19 protein-coding genes are annotated in these 20,500 nt (G+C 65.6%); 12 read left to right on the top strand and 7 right to left on the bottom strand.

What is annotated here, in order from left to right:
• The first annotated feature begins 17 nt into the window (after positions 1–17).
• From BMI01S_RS04250 to BMI01S_RS04225, 6 genes are all read left to right on the top strand, one after another.
• On the top strand, positions 18–1,574 hold the full coding sequence (locus tag BMI01S_RS04250; protein WP_042288425.1) for an efflux transporter outer membrane subunit: 1,557 nt from the start codon (positions 18–20) through the stop codon (positions 1,572–1,574).
• A 236-nt stretch (positions 1,575–1,810) separates the two neighbouring features.
• Positions 1,811–2,659, top strand: a complete 849-nt coding sequence (locus BMI01S_RS04245; RefSeq protein WP_028209701.1) for a MetQ/NlpA family ABC transporter substrate-binding protein — start codon at positions 1,811–1,813, stop codon at positions 2,657–2,659.
• A 32-nt stretch (positions 2,660–2,691) separates the two neighbouring features.
• Positions 2,692–3,804, top strand: a complete 1,113-nt coding sequence (locus BMI01S_RS04240; protein ID WP_028230689.1) for a methionine ABC transporter ATP-binding protein — start codon at positions 2,692–2,694, stop codon at positions 3,802–3,804.
• Positions 3,797–4,453, top strand: a complete 657-nt coding sequence (locus tag BMI01S_RS04235; protein WP_028209699.1) for a methionine ABC transporter permease — start codon at positions 3,797–3,799, stop codon at positions 4,451–4,453. The genes BMI01S_RS04240 and BMI01S_RS04235 overlap by 8 nt, the downstream gene beginning before the upstream one ends.
• Positions 4,454–4,538: 85 nt before the next feature.
• Entirely contained in the window at positions 4,539–5,732 is a 1,194-nt protein-coding gene (locus BMI01S_RS04230) for an acyl-CoA dehydrogenase family protein (protein ID WP_028230688.1), read from the top strand.
• A gap of 52 nt (positions 5,733–5,784) precedes the next feature.
• Positions 5,785–7,110, top strand: coding sequence for an Nramp family divalent metal transporter (locus BMI01S_RS04225; protein WP_028230687.1), 1,326 nt, complete (start codon positions 5,785–5,787; stop codon positions 7,108–7,110).
• A gap of 119 nt (positions 7,111–7,229) precedes the next feature.
• Here the strand turns inward: BMI01S_RS04225 and flhC are convergent, their stop codons facing one another.
• Both flhC and flhD read right to left on the bottom strand, forming a co-directional pair.
• Positions 7,230–7,832 (bottom strand): flagellar transcriptional regulator FlhC, encoded by a 603-nt coding sequence (gene flhC, locus BMI01S_RS04220; protein WP_036017677.1) that lies wholly within the window; start codon positions 7,830–7,832, stop codon positions 7,230–7,232.
• Between the two features lie 11 nt (positions 7,833–7,843).
• Positions 7,844–8,164 (bottom strand): flagellar transcriptional regulator FlhD, encoded by a 321-nt coding sequence (gene flhD, locus BMI01S_RS04215; RefSeq protein WP_028209695.1) that lies wholly within the window; start codon positions 8,162–8,164, stop codon positions 7,844–7,846.
• A gap of 848 nt (positions 8,165–9,012) precedes the next feature.
• Between flhD and BMI01S_RS04210 the strand changes: the two genes are divergently transcribed.
• Positions 9,013–9,477, top strand: coding sequence for a universal stress protein (locus BMI01S_RS04210; RefSeq protein ID WP_028230686.1), 465 nt, complete (start codon positions 9,013–9,015; stop codon positions 9,475–9,477).
• A gap of 240 nt (positions 9,478–9,717) precedes the next feature.
• On the opposite strand, the gene BMI01S_RS04205 is transcribed toward BMI01S_RS04210, so the two are convergent.
• Positions 9,718–10,548 carry a helix-turn-helix domain-containing protein gene (locus BMI01S_RS04205; RefSeq protein ID WP_042288420.1) on the bottom strand — a complete coding sequence of 277 codons (831 nt, stop codon included), beginning with the start codon at positions 10,546–10,548 and terminating at the stop codon, positions 9,718–9,720.
• Positions 10,549–10,746: 198 nt separating this feature from the next.
• Between BMI01S_RS04205 and BMI01S_RS41850 the strand changes: the two genes are divergently transcribed.
• From BMI01S_RS41850 to BMI01S_RS04195, 3 genes are all read left to right on the top strand, one after another.
• Positions 10,747–10,908, top strand: a complete 162-nt coding sequence (locus BMI01S_RS41850) for a hypothetical protein (protein WP_167334414.1) — start codon at positions 10,747–10,749, stop codon at positions 10,906–10,908.
• Between the two features lie 266 nt (positions 10,909–11,174).
• A complete protein-coding gene (locus BMI01S_RS04200) occupies positions 11,175–11,609 on the top strand; it encodes a DoxX family protein (RefSeq protein WP_028209692.1) in 435 nt (144 codons plus the stop codon).
• Between the two features lie 87 nt (positions 11,610–11,696).
• Positions 11,697–11,966, top strand: a complete 270-nt coding sequence (locus BMI01S_RS04195; protein WP_028209691.1) for a hypothetical protein — start codon at positions 11,697–11,699, stop codon at positions 11,964–11,966.
• A gap of 66 nt (positions 11,967–12,032) precedes the next feature.
• On the opposite strand, the gene BMI01S_RS04190 is transcribed toward BMI01S_RS04195, so the two are convergent.
• Positions 12,033–13,505, bottom strand: coding sequence for an MFS transporter (locus tag BMI01S_RS04190; protein ID WP_028230685.1), 1,473 nt, complete (start codon positions 13,503–13,505; stop codon positions 12,033–12,035).
• A gap of 137 nt (positions 13,506–13,642) precedes the next feature.
• Complete coding sequence (locus tag BMI01S_RS04185) at positions 13,643–14,944, bottom strand: MFS transporter (protein ID WP_028209689.1); 1,302 nt, start codon at positions 14,942–14,944, stop codon at positions 13,643–13,645.
• 411 nt (positions 14,945–15,355) lie between these two features.
• Here BMI01S_RS04185 and BMI01S_RS04180 point away from each other — a divergent pair, with 411 nt between their 5' ends.
• A complete protein-coding gene (locus BMI01S_RS04180) occupies positions 15,356–16,090 on the top strand; it encodes a response regulator transcription factor (RefSeq protein WP_028209688.1) in 735 nt (244 codons plus the stop codon).
• Positions 16,091–16,205: 115 nt separating this feature from the next.
• Here the strand turns inward: BMI01S_RS04180 and BMI01S_RS04175 are convergent, their stop codons facing one another.
• Together BMI01S_RS04175 and BMI01S_RS04170 are read right to left on the bottom strand one after the other, a co-directional pair.
• A complete protein-coding gene (locus BMI01S_RS04175; protein WP_042288491.1) occupies positions 16,206–16,412 on the bottom strand; it encodes a hypothetical protein in 207 nt (68 codons plus the stop codon).
• 342 nt (positions 16,413–16,754) lie between these two features.
• Positions 16,755–17,087 (bottom strand): hypothetical protein, encoded by a 333-nt coding sequence (locus tag BMI01S_RS04170; RefSeq protein ID WP_028209686.1) that lies wholly within the window; start codon positions 17,085–17,087, stop codon positions 16,755–16,757.
• A gap of 225 nt (positions 17,088–17,312) precedes the next feature.
• On the opposite strand from BMI01S_RS04170, the gene BMI01S_RS04165 reads away from it, so the two are divergent.
• Complete coding sequence (locus BMI01S_RS04165; RefSeq protein WP_081723383.1) at positions 17,313–20,486, top strand: transglycosylase domain-containing protein; 3,174 nt, start codon at positions 17,313–17,315, stop codon at positions 20,484–20,486.
• Positions 20,487–20,500 lie beyond the last annotated feature (14 nt).

Below are 20,500 nucleotides of genomic sequence, written 5' to 3'. Positions count from 1 at the left end.
AAGGGAGAATAATCAACATGACTAACGAATCGAACTTGCGCTATAGCGGCAACGTTGTGCCGGGAGGCTGGCGCCTCGCGCGAATCGCGGCGAGCGTTGCGCTCTTTGCCTGGCTCGCGGCATGCTCGGTCGAGCCGACCTACACGGTGCCCGACGCGGCTGTGCCCGCAGCGTACAAGGAAGCGCCGCAGCAGACGCAGCCCGCCGATCCGCACGACGTGGGTACGTGGAAGCCCGCGCAGCCCGCCGACGCCGCGCACCGCGGCGATTGGTGGACCGTATTCGGCGACCCGACGCTCGACAAGCTCGAACAGCAGGCGCTCGAAGCGAACCAGGACCTGAAGGCGGCGGCCGCGCGCGTGCAGCAGGCGCGCGCCGTCACGCAGGCCGCGCGCGCCTCGTGGTTCCCGTCGATCGATGCGGGCTTCGGCCCGACGCGCGAGCGTGTCTCGCCGGCTTCGCTCTATCTGCCGCAGAACGCCAACGTGCCCGCGCAAACGCTGTGGCGCGCGCAGGCCACGGCGAGCTACGAGGTCGACCTGTTCGGCCGCGTGAGTTCGAACGTCCACGCCGCGCAGGCGGACGCCGAGCAGAGCGAAGCCTTGTTCCGCTCGGTCCAGCTCGCGTTGCAGGCCGACGTCGCGCAAAACTACTTCCAGCTGCGCCAGTTCGACTCCGACGTCGACCTGTACCGCCGCACGGTGGCGCTGCGCGAAGACGCGCTCAAGCTCGTCGAGCGGCGCTTCAAGGAAGGCGACATCAGCGCGCTCGACGTGGCGCAGGCGCGCAACGAGCTTGCGAGCGCGCGCGCCGATGCGGTGGGCGTGGCGCGCCAGCGCGCGGCCTCGGAGCACAGCCTGGCGATCCTGCTGGGCAAGGCGCCGGCGGACTTCACGTTCCCCGAAACGCCGCTCGCGCCCGTGGTCGTGCAAGTGCCGCCCGGTCTGCCTTCCGCACTGCTGGAGCGCCGGCCCGACGTCGCCGCGGCCGAGCGCGCGATGGCGGCCGCGAACGCGCGCGTGGGTCTCGCCAAATCAGCGTTCTTCCCGCAGCTCAACATCACGGGTGCGGCTGGCTTCGAGTCGGCCACGCTCGGCGACCTGTTTATGTGGTCGAGCCGCGCGTTCCTGCTCGGGCCGCTCGCGGGGACGGCGCTCACGCTGCCGCTCTTCGACGGCGGCAGACGCAAGGCGAATCTCGCACAGTCGCGCGCGAAGTATGAGGAAGATGTCGCGCAGTACCGCCAGCAGGTGCTCGTGGCCTTCCGCGATGTGGAGGACAATCTCTCCGACCTGCGTTTGCTCGACGACCAGATTCGCCAGCAGAACGACGCGGTGAGCGCCTCGCAGCAGTCCGCGCATCTTTCGCGCACGCAATACGAGGAAGGCGAGGTGAGCTATCTGAACGTGATCGACAGCGAACGGTCGGTGCTCGTTTCGCAATTGCAGGCCAGCCATCTCCAGGGCTCGCAGGCGGTGGCGACCGTGAACCTGATCCGCGCGCTGGGCGGCGGCTGGGGGGATGCCAAGCCCGGCGATGGCGCGCCGCCGCCCGCCCCACTGGCTTCGCGCTGAGTCCTGCGGGAGAAGCTCAAAGGCGCGCGCCGGTCCGCCGCCGGCGCGCATATCGCAGACTGCGATTTCCTTTGCGAAATCGCTTCGTAGACCCCGCCGCACCGCGCCCCTATCATCGCCTGAACGCATCTGGAGCCGATGCGATGGGCGGCGCGCCTCCCGCGCGCAGGCGATTTTCCCGCTGACCCCGTCGCGTCGCTCCTCACTGAACGAACAACTTCTCTTCGAGGACTGCGATGAGCCGAGCCGTGCGCGCCGTATGGCGCCCTTCCTTTTTTCAGCGTGTTTTCCAGCGTTCGGCTTTGCTGACGGCCCTGGCCTTGTCGCTCTCGGCGGCGATGGCGACTGCGCATGCGGACACGCCCACGCTCAAGATCGGCATCGCCACCACGCCGCAAACACCCGCGCTCCAGGAAGCGGCGCGCGAGGCCAAGGCGCAGGGCGTCGACGTGAAGATCATCGAGTTCACGGACTGGAATACGCCCAACGCCGCGCTCGCGAACAAGGACATCGACGTCAATTACTTCCAGCACACGCCGTTTCTGGAGAACGCCGAAAAGCAGGGCGGCTATAAATTCGTCGCCATCGCGCCAGGAACGATCATGAAGATCGGCCTCTATTCGAAGAAGGTGAAACGCTTCGAAGACCTGAAGGATGGTGCGACCGTGGCCATCGCGAACGATCCCGTGAACGGCGGGCGCGGCCTCTTGCTGCTGCAGCGCGCGGGGCTCATCCAGCTCAAGCCGGGAGTGGACTATCGCGCCACGACGCTCGACATCATCTTTAATCCCAAGCACATCAAGATCGTTCAGCTCGAAGCGTCGCAACTCGCGCGTTCGCTCGACGACGTCGATCTCGCGCAGGGCTACCCGAGTTTCATCAAGCTCGCGGGCACGATCGATCCGAATAGCGCGCTGCTTTTCGACGGCGTCGAAAACAAGGCGTTCGCGCTTCAGTTCGTCGTGCGCCCCGAAAGCGTGAACGATCCGCGCATCCGCAAGTTCATCGACATCTATCAGCATTCGCCGGCCGTGCGCAAGGAACTCGACAAGGCCTTCGGCAGCCTGTACGCGGTCGCCTGGTAGTGCGCGCGACCCACGAAGAGGAGAGAGCGAAGATGAAATGGTTCGGGACGGCGCGCTTTATCGAGGCGGGGCCGGCGGCGGGCGAGGCGGTGCCTCGTGCCGACGCGTCGCAACCCGCGGTGGTGTTCGAGAAAGTCGGCAAGACCTATGCAGGCAGCGCGCAAGCGGCGCTCGCAGGTGTCGACTTGCAGGTGGCGCGCGGCGAGGTGTTCGGCATCATCGGGCGCAGCGGCGCGGGCAAATCCACGCTGCTGCGGCTCGTGAACGGGCTCGAAAAGCCCACCAGCGGGAGCGTGTGCGTGAATGGCGTCGACGTGGGCGCACTCGACGAGCGCGGGCTGGTCGCACTGCGCCGGCGCATCGGCATGATTTTCCAGCACTTCAATCTGCTTTCGGCGAAGACGGTGCATGACAATATCGCGCTGCCGCTGAAAATCGCAGGCGTCCCGAAAGCCACCATCGAGGCGCGCGTGAACGCGCTGCTCGACCTCGTGGGCCTGAGCGAGCGCCGCGACGCGTGGCCCGCGCGCTTGTCGGGCGGGCAGAAGCAACGCGTCGGCATTGCGCGTGCGCTCGTGCACGAGCCCGATATCTTGCTGTGCGATGAGGCGACGTCGGCGCTCGATCCGGAAACCACGCGCGCCATTCTCGCGCTGCTGCGCGACATCAATCGGCGCCTTGGCGTCACCATCGTGCTGATCACGCACGAAATGGAAGTGATTCGCGACGTTTGCGATACGGTTGCGGTCGTCGAGCGCGGCGAGGTGGTCGAGCACGGTCCCGTTTGGCGCGTGTTTGGCGATCCGCAACACGAGGCGACGCGCGCGCTTCTGCACTCGCCTCGTCACGAACTGCCCGACGACATCGCCGCGCGCATTCAAGTTTCGCCGCAAGCGGGCGCCCACGCGCTGTTCGACGTGCGCTTCACTGGCGAGGCGGCAGAAGAGCCCGAACTTGCCGCGCTTGCACAGGCGTTCGGCGCGCAGGGCGTGCAATTCGTACACGGCGGCATCGAGCGGATTCAAGGCCGCGCGCAAGGTCGGATCGTCGTGTCGGCGCCTGCGCGCACCGCCGACGAAGCGGCCACGCTGGCCGCGCAGGCGCGGCGCTACGCTAGCCGTGTGGAGGTGCTCGGCTATGTCTGAAATCTGGATCACGGAACTTCTCGAAGGCATCCGCGACACCTTGTTGATGGTCGGCGTATCGGCAATATTCGCACTCCTGATCGGTGTTCCGATCGCGCTGCTGCTGGTCACGACCGCGCGCGGCGGCATCTTCGAGCGGCCCGCGCTCAACACCACGCTGGGCGCGCTCGTCAACGCGTTCCGCTCGACGCCGTTCATCATCCTGCTCGTCGCCCTGCTTCCGTTCACGCGTCTTGTCGTCGGTACGACCATCGGCGTGTGGGCCGCCGTGGTGCCGCTCTCCATCGCGGCGATTCCGTTCTTCGCGCGCGTGGCCGAAGTGAGCCTGCGTGAAGTCGATCGCGGCCTGATCGAGGCCGCCCTGGCCATGGGCGCGCAACGCCGCCATATCGTGTGGCATGTGCTGCTGCCCGAGGCGCTGCCCGGCATGTTGGGCGGATTCACGATCACCGTGGTGGCCATGATCGGCTCTTCGGCGATGGCGGGCGCCGTCGGCGCGGGCGGGCTTGGCGATCTCGCGATACGCTACGGGTATCAACGCTTCGACACCACGGTCATGGTCACTGTGATCGTGCTGCTGATCGCGATCGTCGCGGCCGTGCAGTTCACGGGCGACGTGCTGGTGCGGCGCCTCTTGCGGCGAACCTGAGCGACGCAGCCGTTCGTCCTGACGCGCAAAGCGCCCTTGCCGGGCGCTTTGCCTGTTTTGAGCCTCTCATTCGGGGAATATCGGTATGAACAATGCACTGCGCCCTCGCGGGCAGGAACAGGAGGACGCGCGCTTCGCCGCGCTGCTCGAAGCGCTGCGCGCGAACGCCGCGCAACGCGATCTCGCGGGCGGCCACGCCGCGGCCGAAAAGCAACGCATCGCCGACGCCGGGCTGCTCACGCTCGCGGTGCCGCGCGAATTCGGCGGCCGCTTCGGCGAGGGCGGCATGCGCTGGAGCGATATCTACGCAACGATTCGCGCACTGGCGCGCGTCGACAGTGCGCTCGCGCATCTGCTGGGCTTCCAGTGCCTCCAGGTGGCGAGCGTCGACTTGTGGGGCAGCGCCACGCAGCGCGCGAACTGGCTGCAAGGCACCGTCGAGCACCGCTGGTGGTGGGGCAATGCCGTGAATCCCATCGATACGCGGCTCGTCGCGCAGCCCGATGGCGCGGGCGGCTGGCGCCTGCACGGCAAGAAGGGATTTTGTTCGGGCACCTACGGTTCGCAGATGATGACCGTGAGCGCCCATGATCCCGTCAGCGGCAACCCGATGTTTGCCGTGCTGCCCACCACGCGTGCCGGGATCACGGTGCACGACGACTGGGATCCGATCGGGCAGCGTCAGACCGATAGCGGCACCGTGTCGTTCGAAAACGTGGAAGTCCGCGCAGGGGAAGTGCTGCAGCGCCCCGATACGCCGCGCGCCACGCTGCGCACGCTGGTTTCTCAAGGTGTGCTTACGAATCTCTTCGTGGGCCTCGCTGAGGGCGCGCTGGAGGAAGCGCGCGCCTACGTGCTCGCAAATGGCCGGCCGTGGGTGAATTCGGGCGTGCAGCAGGTGGCCGACGATCCCTATTTGCAGCAGCGCTTTGGCGAGATGCGCGTGCAGTCGCTGGCGGCAGCCGTGCTGGCGGATCGCGTGGGCGCGCTGCTCGACTCGGCCTGGGACGAAGGCGAGGCGCTCGTCGCGGCCACGCGCGCCGAAGTCTCGCTCGCGATTTCGGAGGCGAAGATCGTCGCGCACCGCGCCGCGCTCGCAGCCGGCGAGCAGCTTTTCGAGGCGTGCGGCGCGCGCGCCACGGGCGCGGCGCTCGCGCTCGACCGCTTCTGGCGCAACGCGCGCGTGCATACGCTGCACGATCCGCTCGACTATCGACTGCGCGACGTGGGCCGCTTCACGCTCTTGAGAGAGCTGCCGCAGCCGACGCTGTACACTTGAGGGCCCGATCGCGGCATGCGCCGCGACGCGTCAACCCTTGAGGATCGAACCGTTGGAGTTCCGCCTACCGACCACGGCGACGGCGCCGTTTTGCCCTTCGGAAGTGCAGGGCAGCATCGAGGTTTCGCCGGGCGCGCCGTTCTGGAAGAAGTTCTGGCAGTTCGCGGGCCCCGGCCTGCTGGTGTCGATCGGCTACATGGACCCCGGCAACTGGGCCACCGACATCGAGGCGGGCTCGCGCTACGGCTACAGCCTGCTGTTCGTGGTCGTGCTGTCGAGCCTCGCGGCAATCGTGCTCCAATGCCTCTCCATGCGCCTTGGCATCGTCACGCAACGCGATCTCGCGGCGCTTTCGCGCGAGCGCTATTCGAGGCCCGTGGCGCTCGGGCAGTGGCTGCTCGCCGAGTTGTCGATCATCGCCTGCGATCTCGCCGAGGTGCTGGGCGGCGCGCTGGCGTTCCACTTGTTGCTGGGCTGTTCGCTGATGGTGGGCGTGGTGCTCACCGCGTTCGACACGCTCATCGTGCTCGGCCTGAAGGGCAAGAACTTCCGCTCGCTCGAGGCGATCATGGCCGGGCTCATCGCCACGATCGGCCTCGGCTATGTCATTCAGCTCGCGCTCGTGAAACCGCACTGGGCCTCCGTTTTCGCGGGCGCGGTGCCGTCGTGGCACGCCATATCGTCGGCGGAGCCGCTTTATCTGGCGATCCGCATTCTCGGCGCGACCGTCATGCCGCACAACCTCTATCTGCATTCGTCGATCGTGCAGACGCGCGCCGTCAAGCGCGACCGCAAGAGTCTCGCGCAAGCCATCGGCCTGTCGCGTCTCGACACGATCGTCTCGCTCTTGCTCGCGTTGCTCATCAACGCGGCGATCCTGATCCTGGCCGCGGCGGCGTTCCATGCCAACGGACACACCGAGGTCACCGATATCGAAGAGGCCTACAGGCTGCTTGCGCCGATCGTCGGCACGGGCGCGGCGGCGGTGCTGTTCGCGATCACGCTGCTCGCTTCCGGTCAAAGCTCGACGTTCACGGGCACCGTGGCTGGCCAGGTCATCATGGAAGGCTTCCTGCAGATGAAGATTCCGTGCTACCAGCGCAGGCTGATCACGCGCGTGCTCGCGCTGATCCCCGCCTTTGCGGGCGTGGCGCTGCTTGGCAACGGCGCGGTGAGCAAACTACTGGTGGCGAGCCAGGTGGTGCTGAGTCTGCAGCTGCCGTTCGCGCTCTGGCCGCTCATCCGCATGACGAACGACCGTGCGCTGATGGGCGAGTTCGTGAACCGGCTACACACGCGCCTGATCGCGTGGTTCCTGTTCGTCGCGATTTCGGCGGCGAACCTGTGGCTCGTTTGGCAGACCTTCAGCGGGAATTGAAAGAGGGGGAAGGGCGCTGCGGGGAAAAAAAAAGCGCTTCGCCGTCCGATGCGCGCAGGCACCGGACGGTTTCGCGTCTTGGTCTCACGTCCGGTTGACCCGGATCTGTTCTCCTACGCTTATGCAGCCTCGGCAATGCCATCCGACATGACTTCTGCCGGAAGGTCGCTCTCGGTCTGCTCGGCGCCCCGTCGCGCTGCAGCCGCCTTCTTCGTCTTGCCGGCCCGCGATGGGGGCTGGCACGCGCCACACACGACGTTGTGCTGAAGGTCGTGGCGATGCGCGACGAATTTACCGCCGCAACGGCAGCAAGGCGTCATCTGCAGAATATCGGCATCGAAAAACCGCACCAGGGTCCACGCACGCGTGAGGTCGAGCACCGGCTCGGCCCCGCTGTGGCGGCAGTGTTCCAGATACAGCCGGAACCCCTTGGTGAGCGCGTCGAGATGCGAGCAACGCGCTTCGTTCTTGAGGAACAGGTAGGTGTTATAGAACAGCGAGGCGTGGATGTTGGCCAGCCACGTCATGTACCAGTCCGCCGAGAACGGCAGCATACCTTTGGGCGGCGACACGCCGCGGATCTCGCGATACAGGCGGATCATGCGGTCGCGCGAGAGCGAGAGTTCGCTTTCGAGCACCTGCATGCGCGCACCCAGTTCGATCAGCGCGATCGCACGAAACACTTCCTGGGCGTCTTCGGTGAGGCTGCGTCGCGTGGTCATGGACGTCACCCTCAGGCGAATTGGCCGGCCGGCTGTCCCGCAAGCAGGATGGCCGCATGGGTAGCCGCCACGTCGGCATGCTTGCTGGTCTGCGTGAGCGCGGACAACATCGCATGATCGTCGAAGCGGAAGAAACAGAGAAGCTGGTCGGAAGAGGCCAGCCTGACGATCTGCGCGAGCGACAGACCGCCAAGCAAATCGGCCAGTTCCGACGACAGTCCCAGTCGGAACATGCCGACCGGCTTGTCCTCGCGCAGCATGCGCTGCGCGAGCATCAGATACGACAAATTAATTTCGCGGATAGATTCCAGCGTCTCGCTGCTGCGGTCCATTTCTGTAGTTTCCGAAGCCCCGAATTTAACCCCCCGGCTTTTTTCGCCGTTGTATCTTTTCTGGTCTTGTGGTCGATCTTCGCTCTGTGGCTCGACACGACTCTTTGATACAGGTTGTTACATCTCGTAACAACCTTGAGGGAATTGTATGAGGGCTAATCTCAGAAATCAATCCCTCGGATCAAAAATAATCCGACTGTTGTAATTTATTTTCGGTAATTTTTTCTGCTATTCGCGAGGGGCCTTGCGACAATGCGTCGCGCATTGAGTTTCCCCGACGGAATAGCCGCAGGGCCTTGCCTATAAGGGTTTTCCAGCAAAGTCGCAGGGAATGCGAAACACATAAAGCGAACATGAAAAACGTCGTAAGCCTGGATAAAGGTTTCGAAAGGAATCTTGCTGACAGGTAAAAAATGCGAGGCCTGCGATTAAACGGTATGACGATACAAATGTAACGAATGTTTCAGGCTGGGCGCCCTTATACCAGTGAATTGTGTAACTGAGATGTTACGAGTTCGGGCCGTGCAGGCCGCGTTGGATGGGGAGACGGATGCTCGGTGCATATCAGGTCCACTATGCGCGTGTGGAACGTTTGGCTGTTGTGATTTGCAGGCAGCATCGGCGTTCGTTTGTGGCGGCTCCGGCGGCGGCCCGATTCGGCACAGGCTGAAGTGACGCCGATCTTGCCCCGAGCGACTCGGGTGCGTGCAGAGGCGCCGTTTCTGCCTTATTTATATCAAGACGTGACGTAAAGGCCATAATGAAGGCAACGTCCCGGATACGGCGCGGCCCGCGCGTGTTCGGAATCTCACCACCGGCAGTACCGGAAATTCGGGGGGAGACAGATCATGACCGCGTTCAACAGGATTCTGCTGTGCTATGACGCAACGCGCGAAGGACGCCGGGCGCTGCGCGAGGGCGCCGACCTCGCCCGCGAGTGCCGCGCGCAGACGCATTTGCTGGCGGTGCTGGATCAGGCGCCGCTGCAATGGGGCACGGACATCGCGTCGGCCGTCCCATTCGAAGCCGCCGAGGAGGCGGCGCGCGAAATCTTGCGTGACGGGGTGGCCTGTCTGCAGGAAAAGGGGCTCGCGGCGACAGGGCATTTCGTCGTAGGAAGGCCGATCGACGTGATTGCGAGCTATTGCGAGGAACTGCATCCCGATCTCATCGTGCTGGGCCACCATCGGCGGGGGCCGCTCAAGCGGTGGTGGGAAGGTCGCGACGATCGCCGGTTGCTCGACCGCGTGTCGTGCAGCGTGCTGGTCGTCACCGCGCCCGAGGCGGAGCAGGCGACAGCGGCGGCTGCCTGAGCGGCGCGACGCGAAGCGCATTCACTTAAGGTCACATAAATTCGTACACCGAAATAAACGTATTGACGTGCCAGGAACACGCCTTCTTGCGTCAATAGGTCGATTGCCACGGTGCGCAAGTGGCTTGCTGAGTGGCGGAACGAAATGCTTGTCGCATGCGCACGGTCTTCAATTTTTTTTAGTTCGTTTCGCACAAGCCCGACAAAATCCAAACGCGCCGTGTGCCTGAAGGCCCGCTCGTCACGCCGCGTTCTGGCGCAACGCCTTCGACGTTTGCGGATCGGCGGGAAAGAACGCTTCGATCGCCAGCTCGGAAAGCGTGATGTCGACCGGCGTGCCGAACACGGTCGTCGTGCTGTAGAACGCCAGCTCGCCAAGCGCGGTGCGCACGCGCAGCGGCACGGCGATGTGATGTGCGATCGGCTCGGCGCTCGCGTTCGCCACGCCGGCCGGCGTGGGATACGCTGCGAGCTCTTCATGGAGTGCGGCGAGCACGGGATCGCCGCTCGCCTCGATCTGGCGTTGCAGGCGCGTGAGCAGATGCGCGCGCCATGCGTGCCAGTTGACGATGCGCGGCGCGATGCCCTCGGGGTGCAGCGAAAGCCGCAGCGCGTTGATGGGCGCGGCGAGCAAAGCGGGCGAGGCGTCGCCGATGAGCGGCGCGAGCGCGCCGTTCGCGGCGACGATATTCCAGTGGCGGTCCACCGCCACTGCGGGATAGGGTTCGTGCCCGCGCAACACGAGATCGACCGCCTCGCGCGCGGCGGCGAGCTGTGGGTCGTCGAGGGCGCGCTCGCGATAGAGCGGCGCGTATCCGGCAGCCACGAGCAGTGCATTGCGTTCGCGTAGCGGCACATCGAGCTGCTCCGCGAGATGCATGACCATCTCGCGGCTCGGCAGCGCGCGGCCCGACTCGACGAAGCTCAGATGGCGCGTCGAAATCTCGGCCTCTGTCGCGAGCAGCAACTGACTCATGCGCCGGCGCATGCGCCAGTCGCGCAGCATCTCGCCGACGCTGCGGCGCCCGGTGCCGATCGGCACCGCGGTAACAGGGGAAGCGAGCGTGTCCATGACGTCGATTCTAGACAAAGACGTGCATCAGACGATTACGTCTGAGGTAATGCACCGGCTGTGCGCTGCCGATATCGCATACATGAAAACCCTGGGAATGGGCAGCCGCCGCGTGTTTTCGTCGGCGTTTACCGTGGGCGACGCTATCGCCTAAAATGAAAAAAATCTGTTCTGTGGCGTCGCGTTGAGGAGACTGCCATGAGGGAAACTGTCGTTGCTTATCTGCTCGGACCCGGCGTCATGCTGCTGGTGTGCGCGGTCATGTGGGCCGTGTCGCGACGCAGCAGGGGCACGCTCGAAGCGCGCCTGACCCGTTGGCTCGACGCGCATCGGCCGCGCGGCATGCATCATAAGCATTGAGTGTGCCAACGCCGCGGCGGCTTGCGCCATTGCGCAGACGTTTCGCCACGCGTTCGCCGCCCGGCACCCTATGCATGTTTGATAGCATTCCGAATCAATTTCCGGGGTAGTTTTTCCCGCGTCTCCCTCGGACGGTGCTGCTTTGGCCTGCGGACCGGCTCATAGCCCGTGGTTCTGCGTGCAGCCTTGCGCGCCATTCCGCGTCGCGTAAGGGGAACTGCGCGCGCGCGTCATGGTCATTCCGTTACTGCATACCGGAGCCCTCCATGACCCGTCCCGCCGATTCCTTCATCATCTTCATTGCCCGTCTCGCTCTAGCCATCCTGTTTCTTTGGGGCGGTGCCATGAAGCTGCTGGGATACGCGGGGTTCGTCGGCTACCTGAACGCGAAGGGGGTGCCTTATGCCTCGTATGCCGCCATACTCGCCACGGTCATCGAGCTGCTTGGCGGCCTGGCGCTCGTGTTGGGCGTGCGCGCGCGTGCCGTCGGGTTCCTGCTGGCCGGGTACGCCATCGTCACGGCGGTGTTCGGCCACGACTTCTGGAACATGACACAGGCGGCGGCGCAGCAGGAGGCGGTCATCCACTTCTGGAAGAACGTCGCCATCGCGGGCGGTTTCCTGCTGCTGACCGTGACGGGAGCGGGACGTGCTTCCATTGATGGCTTGCGCGCACCGCGCGGCGGCGGCCTGCGAGGCTAGTGAGGCTGTCGCGATTGACGCAGCCCGGCGCGCGTATCGGACAATCGAACGAAACCACCGGGCGACCGGGTGAGGAAGGAGCGGGCCTTGATACAGAACTTCGACTTCAACGTGGCAGGCAAGACCGAGCACTTCTGCGCGAGTCTTGCGGAAGACGGCACGCGGCGCGTCTTCATCAGCTACGCGGATACCGCGAAGACGCTGGTGATCCTCGACGCGTCCGGACTCCTCGGCGCCCTCAAGGCGGAACTCGAAGAGCCGGACCAGCTGATCGAGCATGCCATCCGCAAGGCGCAAAGCGAAGGCTTGATCAGCCGGGCGATCGACTCGGGCGCCATCCAGGAAGCATCGCTGTAGCGCGCCGAGAGCATCGCAGCCGGAACGATCGGCCGTCGATAGCGGAGGCCGCGATGCGGCGCAGAATCAGCGCGACGCCTTCACGCGCGCCTGGGCGGCCTGGCGCGCCCCCGCATGCGCCGGATCCGTCTTCACGAACCACGCAAGACCCGCTGCCGTGAGCAGGATCGCCGTAGAAACGGCGGCCTCCGCGCGCAAACCGGCCACCACCTGCGCCGCGAGCGCGCCGCCTGCGAGCGCGCCGAACGCCGCCACCCCCACCGCACCGCCTGCCTGACGCGCCGTATTGAGCAGCGCCGAGGCCGTGCCCGCGCGTGCCGGGTCGACCGAGGAGAGCACGGCGGTCGTCATCGCCGGCACGGCGAGACCCATTCCCGAGGGGATCAGTAAAAAGGCGAGCAGCACGAAGGCGAGCGGCGTCGCGGCGTCCACGGCCGTGAGGAGCGCGTAGCCCGCGCCCGCGATCAGCGCGCCGATGACCATCGGCCGGCGCGTGCCATAGTGCGCCACCACATGGCCGCTCACGATGTTCGATAGCAGGAAGCCGCCGGTGAGAGGAATGAACGCGAGGCCTGCCTGCAACGGCGTTTCGCCGCGCGCATGCTGCAGATACAGCGCGAGCACGAACACGGTGCCGTAATAGGTGAGATTCACGCAGATGCCGAACAGCACCGCCGCGCTGAACGCGCGGTTGCGCAGCATGGCGAGCGGCAGCATGGGGTCGCGTACGCGGGCTTCGAGCGATACGAACGCGAAACCCGCGGCGAGCGCGAGCGCAAAGCCGCCCGCCACGGCCCAGTGCGCGAAGCCGAGCGGACGCCATTCGATCACAGCGCCCGTGAACGCCGTGAGCGCGACGATGGCGAGCAACTGGCCGCGCACGTCGAGGCTGCGCGCGGCGGGCGCACCGGCGGCCTTGCGCGCGTGCGCTTCGCGGCGCGGTGCGGGAATCCACGCGAGCGCGGCCCAAAAACCGGCCGCGCACAGCGGCAGGTTGACGAGGAAGATGCTGCGCCAGCCGAACGCCGCGATCAGCAGGCCGCCCGCCACCGGGCCGGCAGCGATCGAGATGGCGCCGGCGGCGGTCCACAAGCCCACGGCGCGCGCCCGCAGCGCGCGATCGTGTCGGCAGGCCTCGTTGAGCAGCGCGAGCGAGTTGGGCAGCATGGCCGCCGCGCCCGCGCCCTGCAGCGCGCGGGCGGCGATCAGCACGGCTGCATTGGCGGCGAGCCCGCAGGCCAGCGAAGCGAGCGCGAACACCACGAGGCCGGCAGCGTAGAGGCGGCGCGCGCCATAGCGGTCGCCGAGGACGCCGCCCGAAAGCATCAGCACCGCGAAGGCGAGCGTGTAGGCATCGACGATCCACTGCAGGCCCGCAACGCTCGCATGGAGGTCGGTCGCGATGCGCGCGAGCGCGATGTTGACGATGGTGACGTCGAGCTGCGTGACGACGAATCCCACGCTGACGGTCGCGACGATGCGCGCAAGCGCGGGCGTGAACCGGAGGTGGCGGACTGGGGTGGGGTGTGAGGTATTCATGCGCCCATGTTAGGGCGGGTGCCGGCTTCGACGTTTCAGCGCGAGGTGAAGCGTCGAAGCCGCCGGCGAATCGGCATCAAAGGTGCCGGATCAGCGGTGCTCGCCTGGTGTGCGTTCCGTGCGCACCCGGCGCGCCCTCACTGCTCGCGATGCGGGTCCTTGAAGAACAGCGTCGTGATCGCGCCGAGTACGCAGATCGCGGCCACATACCACGCAGGCGCGAGCGGTTCCGATTTCATCAGTAGCGCGACGACGATCGGCGTGAGGCCGCCGAATACGGCGTACGCCACGTTGTACGAGAACGAGATGCCCGAGAATCGCACCACGGGCGGGAACGCATTCACCATCACATAAGGCACTGCGCCGATCGTGCCCACCAGCAACCCGCAGAGCGCGTAGAGCGGCATGAGCATCGAGCTGTCCACGGCCATCTGGCGGAACAACACGTAATAGGAGATGGCGAGCGCGATGCCGCCGATCGCCAGCACGCGGCGCGCGCCGAAGCGGTCGGCGAGCGCGCCCGCGCTCACGCAGCCCACCGTGAGGAATAGCGTCGCGACACAGTTCGCGAGGAGCGAGGTGGTGGCGTCGAGATGGAACTGCTTCTGCAGCAGCGGCGGCGTCATCAGGATCACGACGACGATGGCCGCCGACAGCATCCACGTGAGCAGCATCGAGACCACCACGGCGCGGCCGTGGTCGCGCAGCACGGCCTTGAGCGGAATTTCGCCGGCGAGCGCCTTGCGCGCCTGCATCTCCGCGAACACGGGCGTTTCGTGCAGCCACTGGCGCAGGTACACCGAGAACATGCCGAACAGGCCGCCGATCAGGAACGGAATGCGCCACGCATAGGCGGCGATGTCGCCTGGCGCGTAGTGGTGATTGATCGCCGCGGCAATCAGCGAGCCGAGCAGGATGCCGAACGTGAGGCCCGCCGTGAGCGTGCCGCAGGCGTAGCCAATATGGCGGCGCGGCACGTGCTCGGAGACGAACACCCATGCGCCCGGCACCTCGCCGCCCACGGCAGCGCCTTGCAGCACGCGCAGCGTGAGCAGCAGCAGCGGCGCGAGCGCGCCGATGGTCGCGTAGGTGGGCAGACAGCCCATCGCGAGCGTGGGCAGCGCCATGAGCAGCACGGAGAGCGTGAACATGCGCTTGCGGCCGAGCAGGTCGCCGAAGTGCGCCATGACGATGCCGCCGAGCGGCCGCGCGAGGTAGCCCGCCGCGAAGATGCCGAAGGTCTGGAGTTGACGCAGCCAGTCGGGAATCGTTGCGGGGAAGAACAACTGGCCGATGGCCGGCGCGAAGAACACGAAGATGATGAAGTCGTAGAACTCGAGCGCGCCGCCGAGTGCGGCGAGGCCGAGCGTCTTGTAGTCGCTGCGTGTGAGCGCGCGCGCAGCGGCAGGCGCGCGCACGCCAATTTCTGTTGCTTGCATTTCCGGTAAACCTGGGATGTTGTTATGTGCGATTTTTTGCAAAACGCATGGGCGAAACGCGTGTGGGCGTCCGTGATGGCCGAATTTGCCTGGTGCGCGCGTGGCGCGGGGGGCGGCGGTCGTCGGAAAGCAGGCGCGAGGGTGGGGCACGGCAGCCGCGCGTCCGTATGGGTGGGCGGACGCGCCGACGAGTTCAGGCCAGCCCGCGATTCTACAGGATGCGCGCAGGGCGCCTGACGCGTGCCCATGCGCGCTGGATGAGCGAGCGCAGCGTCGTCCTCGGCCCGATGCGCCCATCGCCTTGTGGCAAGACGGCGCGGCGGACCGCATTTCGGACTCGTCCGATGGGCAGTCTTTGCACAAATCCACAAAATTGCGCGGCCTGAATTTCGATCCACGAGAGGAGCACCCATGCGCATTGCGATTTATCAGCCCAACGCTGTCCATCGGCAGTTGATCGAGCGCGTGCTGACGCAGTCCGGCCACGTGTGCATCCCGTTCAGCGACTCGCCGGCGCTTGCCAGGACGCTGACCGCATCGACCGTCGATATGCTCGTGTTCGACTGGCAGGGCTCGCTGCTGGCGGGCTCCGAGTTGCTGAAAACGTTGCGCGCGGTCAACGGCAGCGAGATTCCGGTGCTGTTCGTTTCGGAGGATGCGTCGGACGAGAGCGTGGTGCGGGCATTTTCCATAGGCGCGGACGACTGCGTGGGGCTGCCGGTGTGCCCGGCGGTATTGCGTGCGCGCGTGAACGCGCTCCTGCGCCGGGCCTTCCACGACCGTTACGACGACATGACGATCGACGCCGGCCCCTATCACTTCGACGTGCGGCGCCAGGGGGTCAGCGTGCACGGCAAGCCGGTGCTGCTCTCGACCACGCAATACCGGCTCGCATCGCTCTTTTTCTCGAACATCGGGCGCGTGCTCTCTCGCGATCACATCTACGCGATGGTGTGGGGGCGCGAACTGCAGACGCACACGCGCACGATCGACAGTCATGTGTCGCGCCTGCGCCTGTTGCTGGACATCGATGCGCGAAACGGCTTCCGGCTGCAACCGGTTTACAAGAGCGGCTACCGGTTGCTGCAACTTCGCGATGAGGATACGGCGCTAGCCGACGAAGACGAAGCGCTCGAGCCTGCCTGAGGCGAACCGCCGGCACGCGCCGGCAGCGGGATACAAAAAGGCGGCGGCACGCCATGCGTGCCGCCGCCTTTCCTGCTTGAATCTTCCTTGCCGTGCGGCGCGGGTTTGGCGCACCTCAACGCGCGAGGCCGAGCCCCTGGAGTACCGCGCTGCCTTCGCTCGTTAGACGGATGCGCGTCGCGCCGGCGTCGTCCCGCACCTGCTCGACGAGTCCCGCTTCCTGAAGGATGGGAATCTCGGGTTTGGCGCGCGCATCGATCGGCGCGTGCAGCAGCAACAGGAGCGTCGCCAGCTCATGGTGGCTCAACAGGCGGCGCAGCAGGGTGCGGCGCGCGGGTTTCGCGGCGGCCGCAGCGGTGCTCGTCGCGGTGCTCGTGGCGGCGCTGGCCGGCGGGTTCTGCGGGTCTTGCTGGTTCACGGGACCTCCTGCGGCGTTCGTTTTCTGCTGGGTGGAGCGATGATGCGGACGAAGACTTAAGCGATTCTTAAAGCGGCCGGCGAAAATGTGTCACCGCGCTACAGCGCGTAACGCCGCGTAAGAGGATGTAATCGAACGCGGAAAGCGGCGGAAAAGCGGGGGCGAAAGGCGGAAAAAACGGGGCGCCGCGGAGTAGAAATTGGAAACTGACGCCCGCGACGGCGGCGAAAGCGAACCGTCAGGGCATCAAGGCGCGCAAGTCTTGCTCGCGCCCTCGATCCACAGGTTGGAGACGTGGCGCTTGCCGGCGTAATAGCGGTAGGTCGTGGCGCCATTGTCGCTGCGGATCTTGATGACGTTCGAGTCGCCGAACTCGAGCATCTGGCCTTGCGGCAGCGGCGACGTGGTGAAGCTTGCGCCGTGACGAGACGCTTCAACCGTCAGGCACGCGATCACGTCCTGGACTGACCGGTTAGTTGTGGAATCGATGACGGGCTGGCCAGCATCGGGATTGCTCTGAAACCATGCGCACGCGCCGAGCGTGAGCGAGAGGGCAAGGGGCACGGCGAGCTTCTTCATATTTCTCACTATCGACGAAACAGCCAATCATTATATCGGCCGCATCGGCCATCAAACCGCGAGGATGAAAAATGCCGCAAAACTGTCACGCACTGGGCATGCCTGTTGCGGCAGTGCGACGCGCGGGCGTAGCGCTAAATAGTGGCACGCAAGAACGTACGGAGCGAGATAGACTATCTGAAGGGTGCCGTCTGCAAATCTGACGTTGACGTCAGGAGAATACGTATGAATCGCCCATCGGTACGCTTTCCCGTTCGCGCCGCAGGCGCCGGCTCATTTTTCCGGTGGGTCAAGTGGGGATTCGTCGTCGCGTTGCTGGCCGCCCTCGTCATCATCGCGCGCGTAGTCCAGATCGAAATCGAGACTTCGCGCCTGCAAGCACGCTATTTATCCGAACTCACGCGTGACATTGGCTTTACCGTGGAAAACGGACCGAGCCACAGCATCCGCTTTCCGACCACGAACGGGCCGTACGACGTGCGGCTCGGCTATGCGCAATTGCCTACTTTCGAAAATCGGCTCGCGCAACGCGGCTTTGCGATCTCCGCGCAGGCGCGCGATTCCGATCGCATGATCGCGGTCGCCGACCAGGGACTTTTCCTGCCCTTCGGGGAAAAGGATCAGGCCGGAATCGTGCTGCACGACGCATCCGGCGCGACGCTTTTCCATACGCGTTATCCGCAGCGCGTCTACGAGAATTTCGACGCCGTGCCGCCTGTCGTGCGCGATTCGCTGCTCTTCATCGAAGACAAATACCTGCTGGCCCAGGACCAGCCCAACCGAAACCCGGCCATCGACTGGGGACGGTTTAGCCGCGCGCTCGTCGATCAGGGCGCGCGGCTCGTGAACCGACATCAGCAGACGCCCGGCGGCAGCACGCTCGCCACGCAAATCGAGAAGTTCCGGCACTCGTCCGGCGGCCGCACCGCCACGCCGCCGGAGAAGCTGCGCCAGATCGCCTCGGCTTCGCTGCGCGCCTATCTCGATGGCCCGCAGACCATGCCCGCGCGCCAGCAGATTCTCGTGCACTACCTGAACTCGGTGCCGCTCGCCGCCAAGCCGGGCGTGGGCGAAGTCAACGGTCTCGGCGATGGGCTCGCCGCCTGGTACGGCCGCGACTTCCGCGAGGTCAATCGCATCCTGCGCGCGCCGCTTTCGCCCGAAGCGCTGGACGAACAGGGGCTGGCGTTCCGCCAGGTGCTCTCGCTCCTCATCGCGCAGCGGGCCCCTACGTATTTCCTGCAAAAGAACAATGACGCACTCTCGAAGCTCACCGACAGCTATCTGCGCCTGCTCGGCGCTGGCGGCGTGATCACGCCGGCACTGCGCGACGCCGCGCTCGCCACGCAGCTCACGCTCGACCGCTCCAAGCCGTCGCAGCGCGCGCCGGTTTCCTTCGTCGAGCGCAAGGCCGTGCTGACGCTGCGCACCCAGTTGATGCAGGCACTGGGGCTGAAGACGCTCTACGACCTCGACCGCCTCGATCTCACCGCCACGGCCACGCTGGTCGACAGCGTGCAGCAGGCCGTCAGCGAACGTCTCGCCGATGCCGCGACGAAAGACGGTGCGCGCCAGGCGGGACTCGTCGGCTTCGAGATGCTGCGTCCGTCCGACGATCCTTCGAAGATCGCGTATAGCTTCACGCTGTTCGAGCGCAGCCACGGCGAGAACCTCGTTCGCGTGCAAACCGACAGCGTGAACCAGCCGTTCGACATCAATTCGGGGGCCCGCCTGAACCTGGGGTCGACTGCCAAGCTGCGTACGCTCGTGACCTATCTGCAGATCGTGAGCGCGCTGCACGACCGGTACGCGGCCGACGATGCGAAGTCGCTGCGCGCGATGCTGCCGCAGGTCGATCCGAGCGACGCGCTCACGCGCTGGGCGATCGACTATCTTTCGAAGACCTCCGACCGCTCGCTCCATTCGATGCTCGAGGCGGCCGTGGAGCGCAAATATTCGGCCAGCCCGGGCGAGACGTTCTACACGGGCGGCGGCGCGCAAAGCTTCAATAATTTCGAGTCGAGCGACAATTCGCAGATTCTCACGGTGCACCGCGCGTTCCAGCATTCGGTCAATCTCGTGTTCGTGCGGCTCATGCGCGATATCGTCCACTACGAGATGATCCAGACATCGGGGGCGCCCGCGCAATGGCTCGACGATCCGGCAGTGCGCAACCGCTTTCTCACGCAGTTCGCGGACGGCGAAAGCCAGGTCTACATGAAGCGCTTCTACACGCGCTACGCGGGCCAGAGCAACGACGAAGCGCTCGCGCTCCTGGTCCAGCGTACGCGCAAGGGCCCGGCGCGCATTGCCACCGTGCTGCGCAGCGTGAACCCCACTGGCTCGCAGGCCTGGTTCAACGCACAGATGCGCGCGCAACTCAAGCATACGAAGTTCGAGTGGCTCGACGACGAAGACCTCGCGCGCTACTACGAGAAGTACGCGATCGACAAATTCAACCTCAACGATCGCGGCTATATCGCGGGCATTCATCCGTTGGAGCTTTGGCTGCTGAATTACTTGCGCACGCACCCTGATGCGACGCTTGCCCAGGTTCAGCAAGAGAGCCGCGACACGCGCCTCTACACCTACAAGTGGCTCTTCAAGACGAAGTATTACGGCACGCAGAACCGGCGCATCCGCCGCATGATCGAGCTGCGCGCGTATGACGCGATCGGCAGGTCATGGCGCTCGCTCGGCTATCCGTTCGAAAGCATCACGCCTTCGTTTGGCGCGGCGATCGGCGCATCGGGCGACCGGCCCGCCGCGCTCGCGCAGCTCATCGGGCTCATCGCCAGCAACGGCCAAAAGCTGCCGACGCACAGCTTCGAATCGCTCGACTTCGCGCGCGGCACGCCCTACGAGACGCACTTCGTCCACGCGTCCACGGCGCCGCAGCCATTGGTCTCGCCGGAGATCTCGACAGTGGTGCGCGAGCTGCTGACTTCGGTGGTGGAGGGCGGCACGGCCAAGCGCCTCGCCGAGGGCATGACGCTCCCGGATGGCAAGACGCTGCCCGTCTACGGCAAGACCGGCACCGGCGATCAGCGCTTCAACGTCTATGCGCGGGGTGCGCGTTTGATCGAATCGCGCAAGGTGAACCGGAGCGCGACCTTCGTGTTCGTGATCGGCAATCGCTTCTACGGCACGCTCACCGCATGGGTGCATGAGCCGTATGCGGCGCGCTATACGTTCACGAGCGCGTTGTCCGTGCAACTGCTCAAGTCGCTCGCGCCGGTGTTGCAGCCGCTGCTCGAAGCCAGGTCCGGAGCGGACGGCGATGCGAAGCCTGATCCCGTGCACGCGGCGCAGCAGATGACGCTCATCGATCCGCAAACGGGTGAAACTCGCCGCGTGGTGTGGAACGGTAGTACGCTCGAATTGAACGAGGCTCGCTGAGCAAAATAATCGGG

Source organism: Paraburkholderia mimosarum LMG 23256 = NBRC 106338 (assembly GCF_000739815.1).
Classification (GTDB): Bacteria; Pseudomonadota; Gammaproteobacteria; order Burkholderiales; family Burkholderiaceae; genus Paraburkholderia; species Paraburkholderia mimosarum.
The sequence above is the reverse complement of the archived record's forward strand: the minus strand, read 5'-3'. Positions and strand labels throughout refer to the sequence as shown.

Coding starts and splice junctions, on each gene's coding strand:
- BMI01S_RS04250 (WP_042288425.1), top strand. CDS start 18: ATGACTAACGAATCGAACTTGCGCTATAGCGGCAACGTTGTGCCGGGA.
- BMI01S_RS04245 (WP_028209701.1), top strand. CDS start 1,811: ATGAGCCGAGCCGTGCGCGCCGTATGGCGCCCTTCCTTTTTTCAGCGT.
- BMI01S_RS04240 (WP_028230689.1), top strand. CDS start 2,692: ATGAAATGGTTCGGGACGGCGCGCTTTATCGAGGCGGGGCCGGCGGCG.
- BMI01S_RS04235 (WP_028209699.1), top strand. CDS start 3,797: ATGTCTGAAATCTGGATCACGGAACTTCTCGAAGGCATCCGCGACACC.
- BMI01S_RS04230 (WP_028230688.1), top strand. CDS start 4,539: ATGAACAATGCACTGCGCCCTCGCGGGCAGGAACAGGAGGACGCGCGC.
- flhC (WP_036017677.1), bottom strand. CDS start 7,832: ATGACCACGCGACGCAGCCTCACCGAAGACGCCCAGGAAGTGTTTCGT.
- flhD (WP_028209695.1), bottom strand. CDS start 8,164: ATGGACCGCAGCAGCGAGACGCTGGAATCTATCCGCGAAATTAATTTG.
- BMI01S_RS04210 (WP_028230686.1), top strand. CDS start 9,013: ATGACCGCGTTCAACAGGATTCTGCTGTGCTATGACGCAACGCGCGAA.
- BMI01S_RS04205 (WP_042288420.1), bottom strand. CDS start 10,548: ATGGACACGCTCGCTTCCCCTGTTACCGCGGTGCCGATCGGCACCGGG.
- BMI01S_RS41850 (WP_167334414.1), top strand. CDS start 10,747: ATGAGGGAAACTGTCGTTGCTTATCTGCTCGGACCCGGCGTCATGCTG.
- BMI01S_RS04200 (WP_028209692.1), top strand. CDS start 11,175: ATGACCCGTCCCGCCGATTCCTTCATCATCTTCATTGCCCGTCTCGCT.
- BMI01S_RS04190 (WP_028230685.1), bottom strand. CDS start 13,505: ATGAATACCTCACACCCCACCCCAGTCCGCCACCTCCGGTTCACGCCC.
- BMI01S_RS04185 (WP_028209689.1), bottom strand. CDS start 14,944: ATGCAAGCAACAGAAATTGGCGTGCGCGCGCCTGCCGCTGCGCGCGCG.
- BMI01S_RS04180 (WP_028209688.1), top strand. CDS start 15,356: ATGCGCATTGCGATTTATCAGCCCAACGCTGTCCATCGGCAGTTGATC.
- BMI01S_RS04170 (WP_028209686.1), bottom strand. CDS start 17,087: ATGAAGAAGCTCGCCGTGCCCCTTGCCCTCTCGCTCACGCTCGGCGCG.
- BMI01S_RS04165 (WP_081723383.1), top strand. CDS start 17,313: ATGAATCGCCCATCGGTACGCTTTCCCGTTCGCGCCGCAGGCGCCGGC.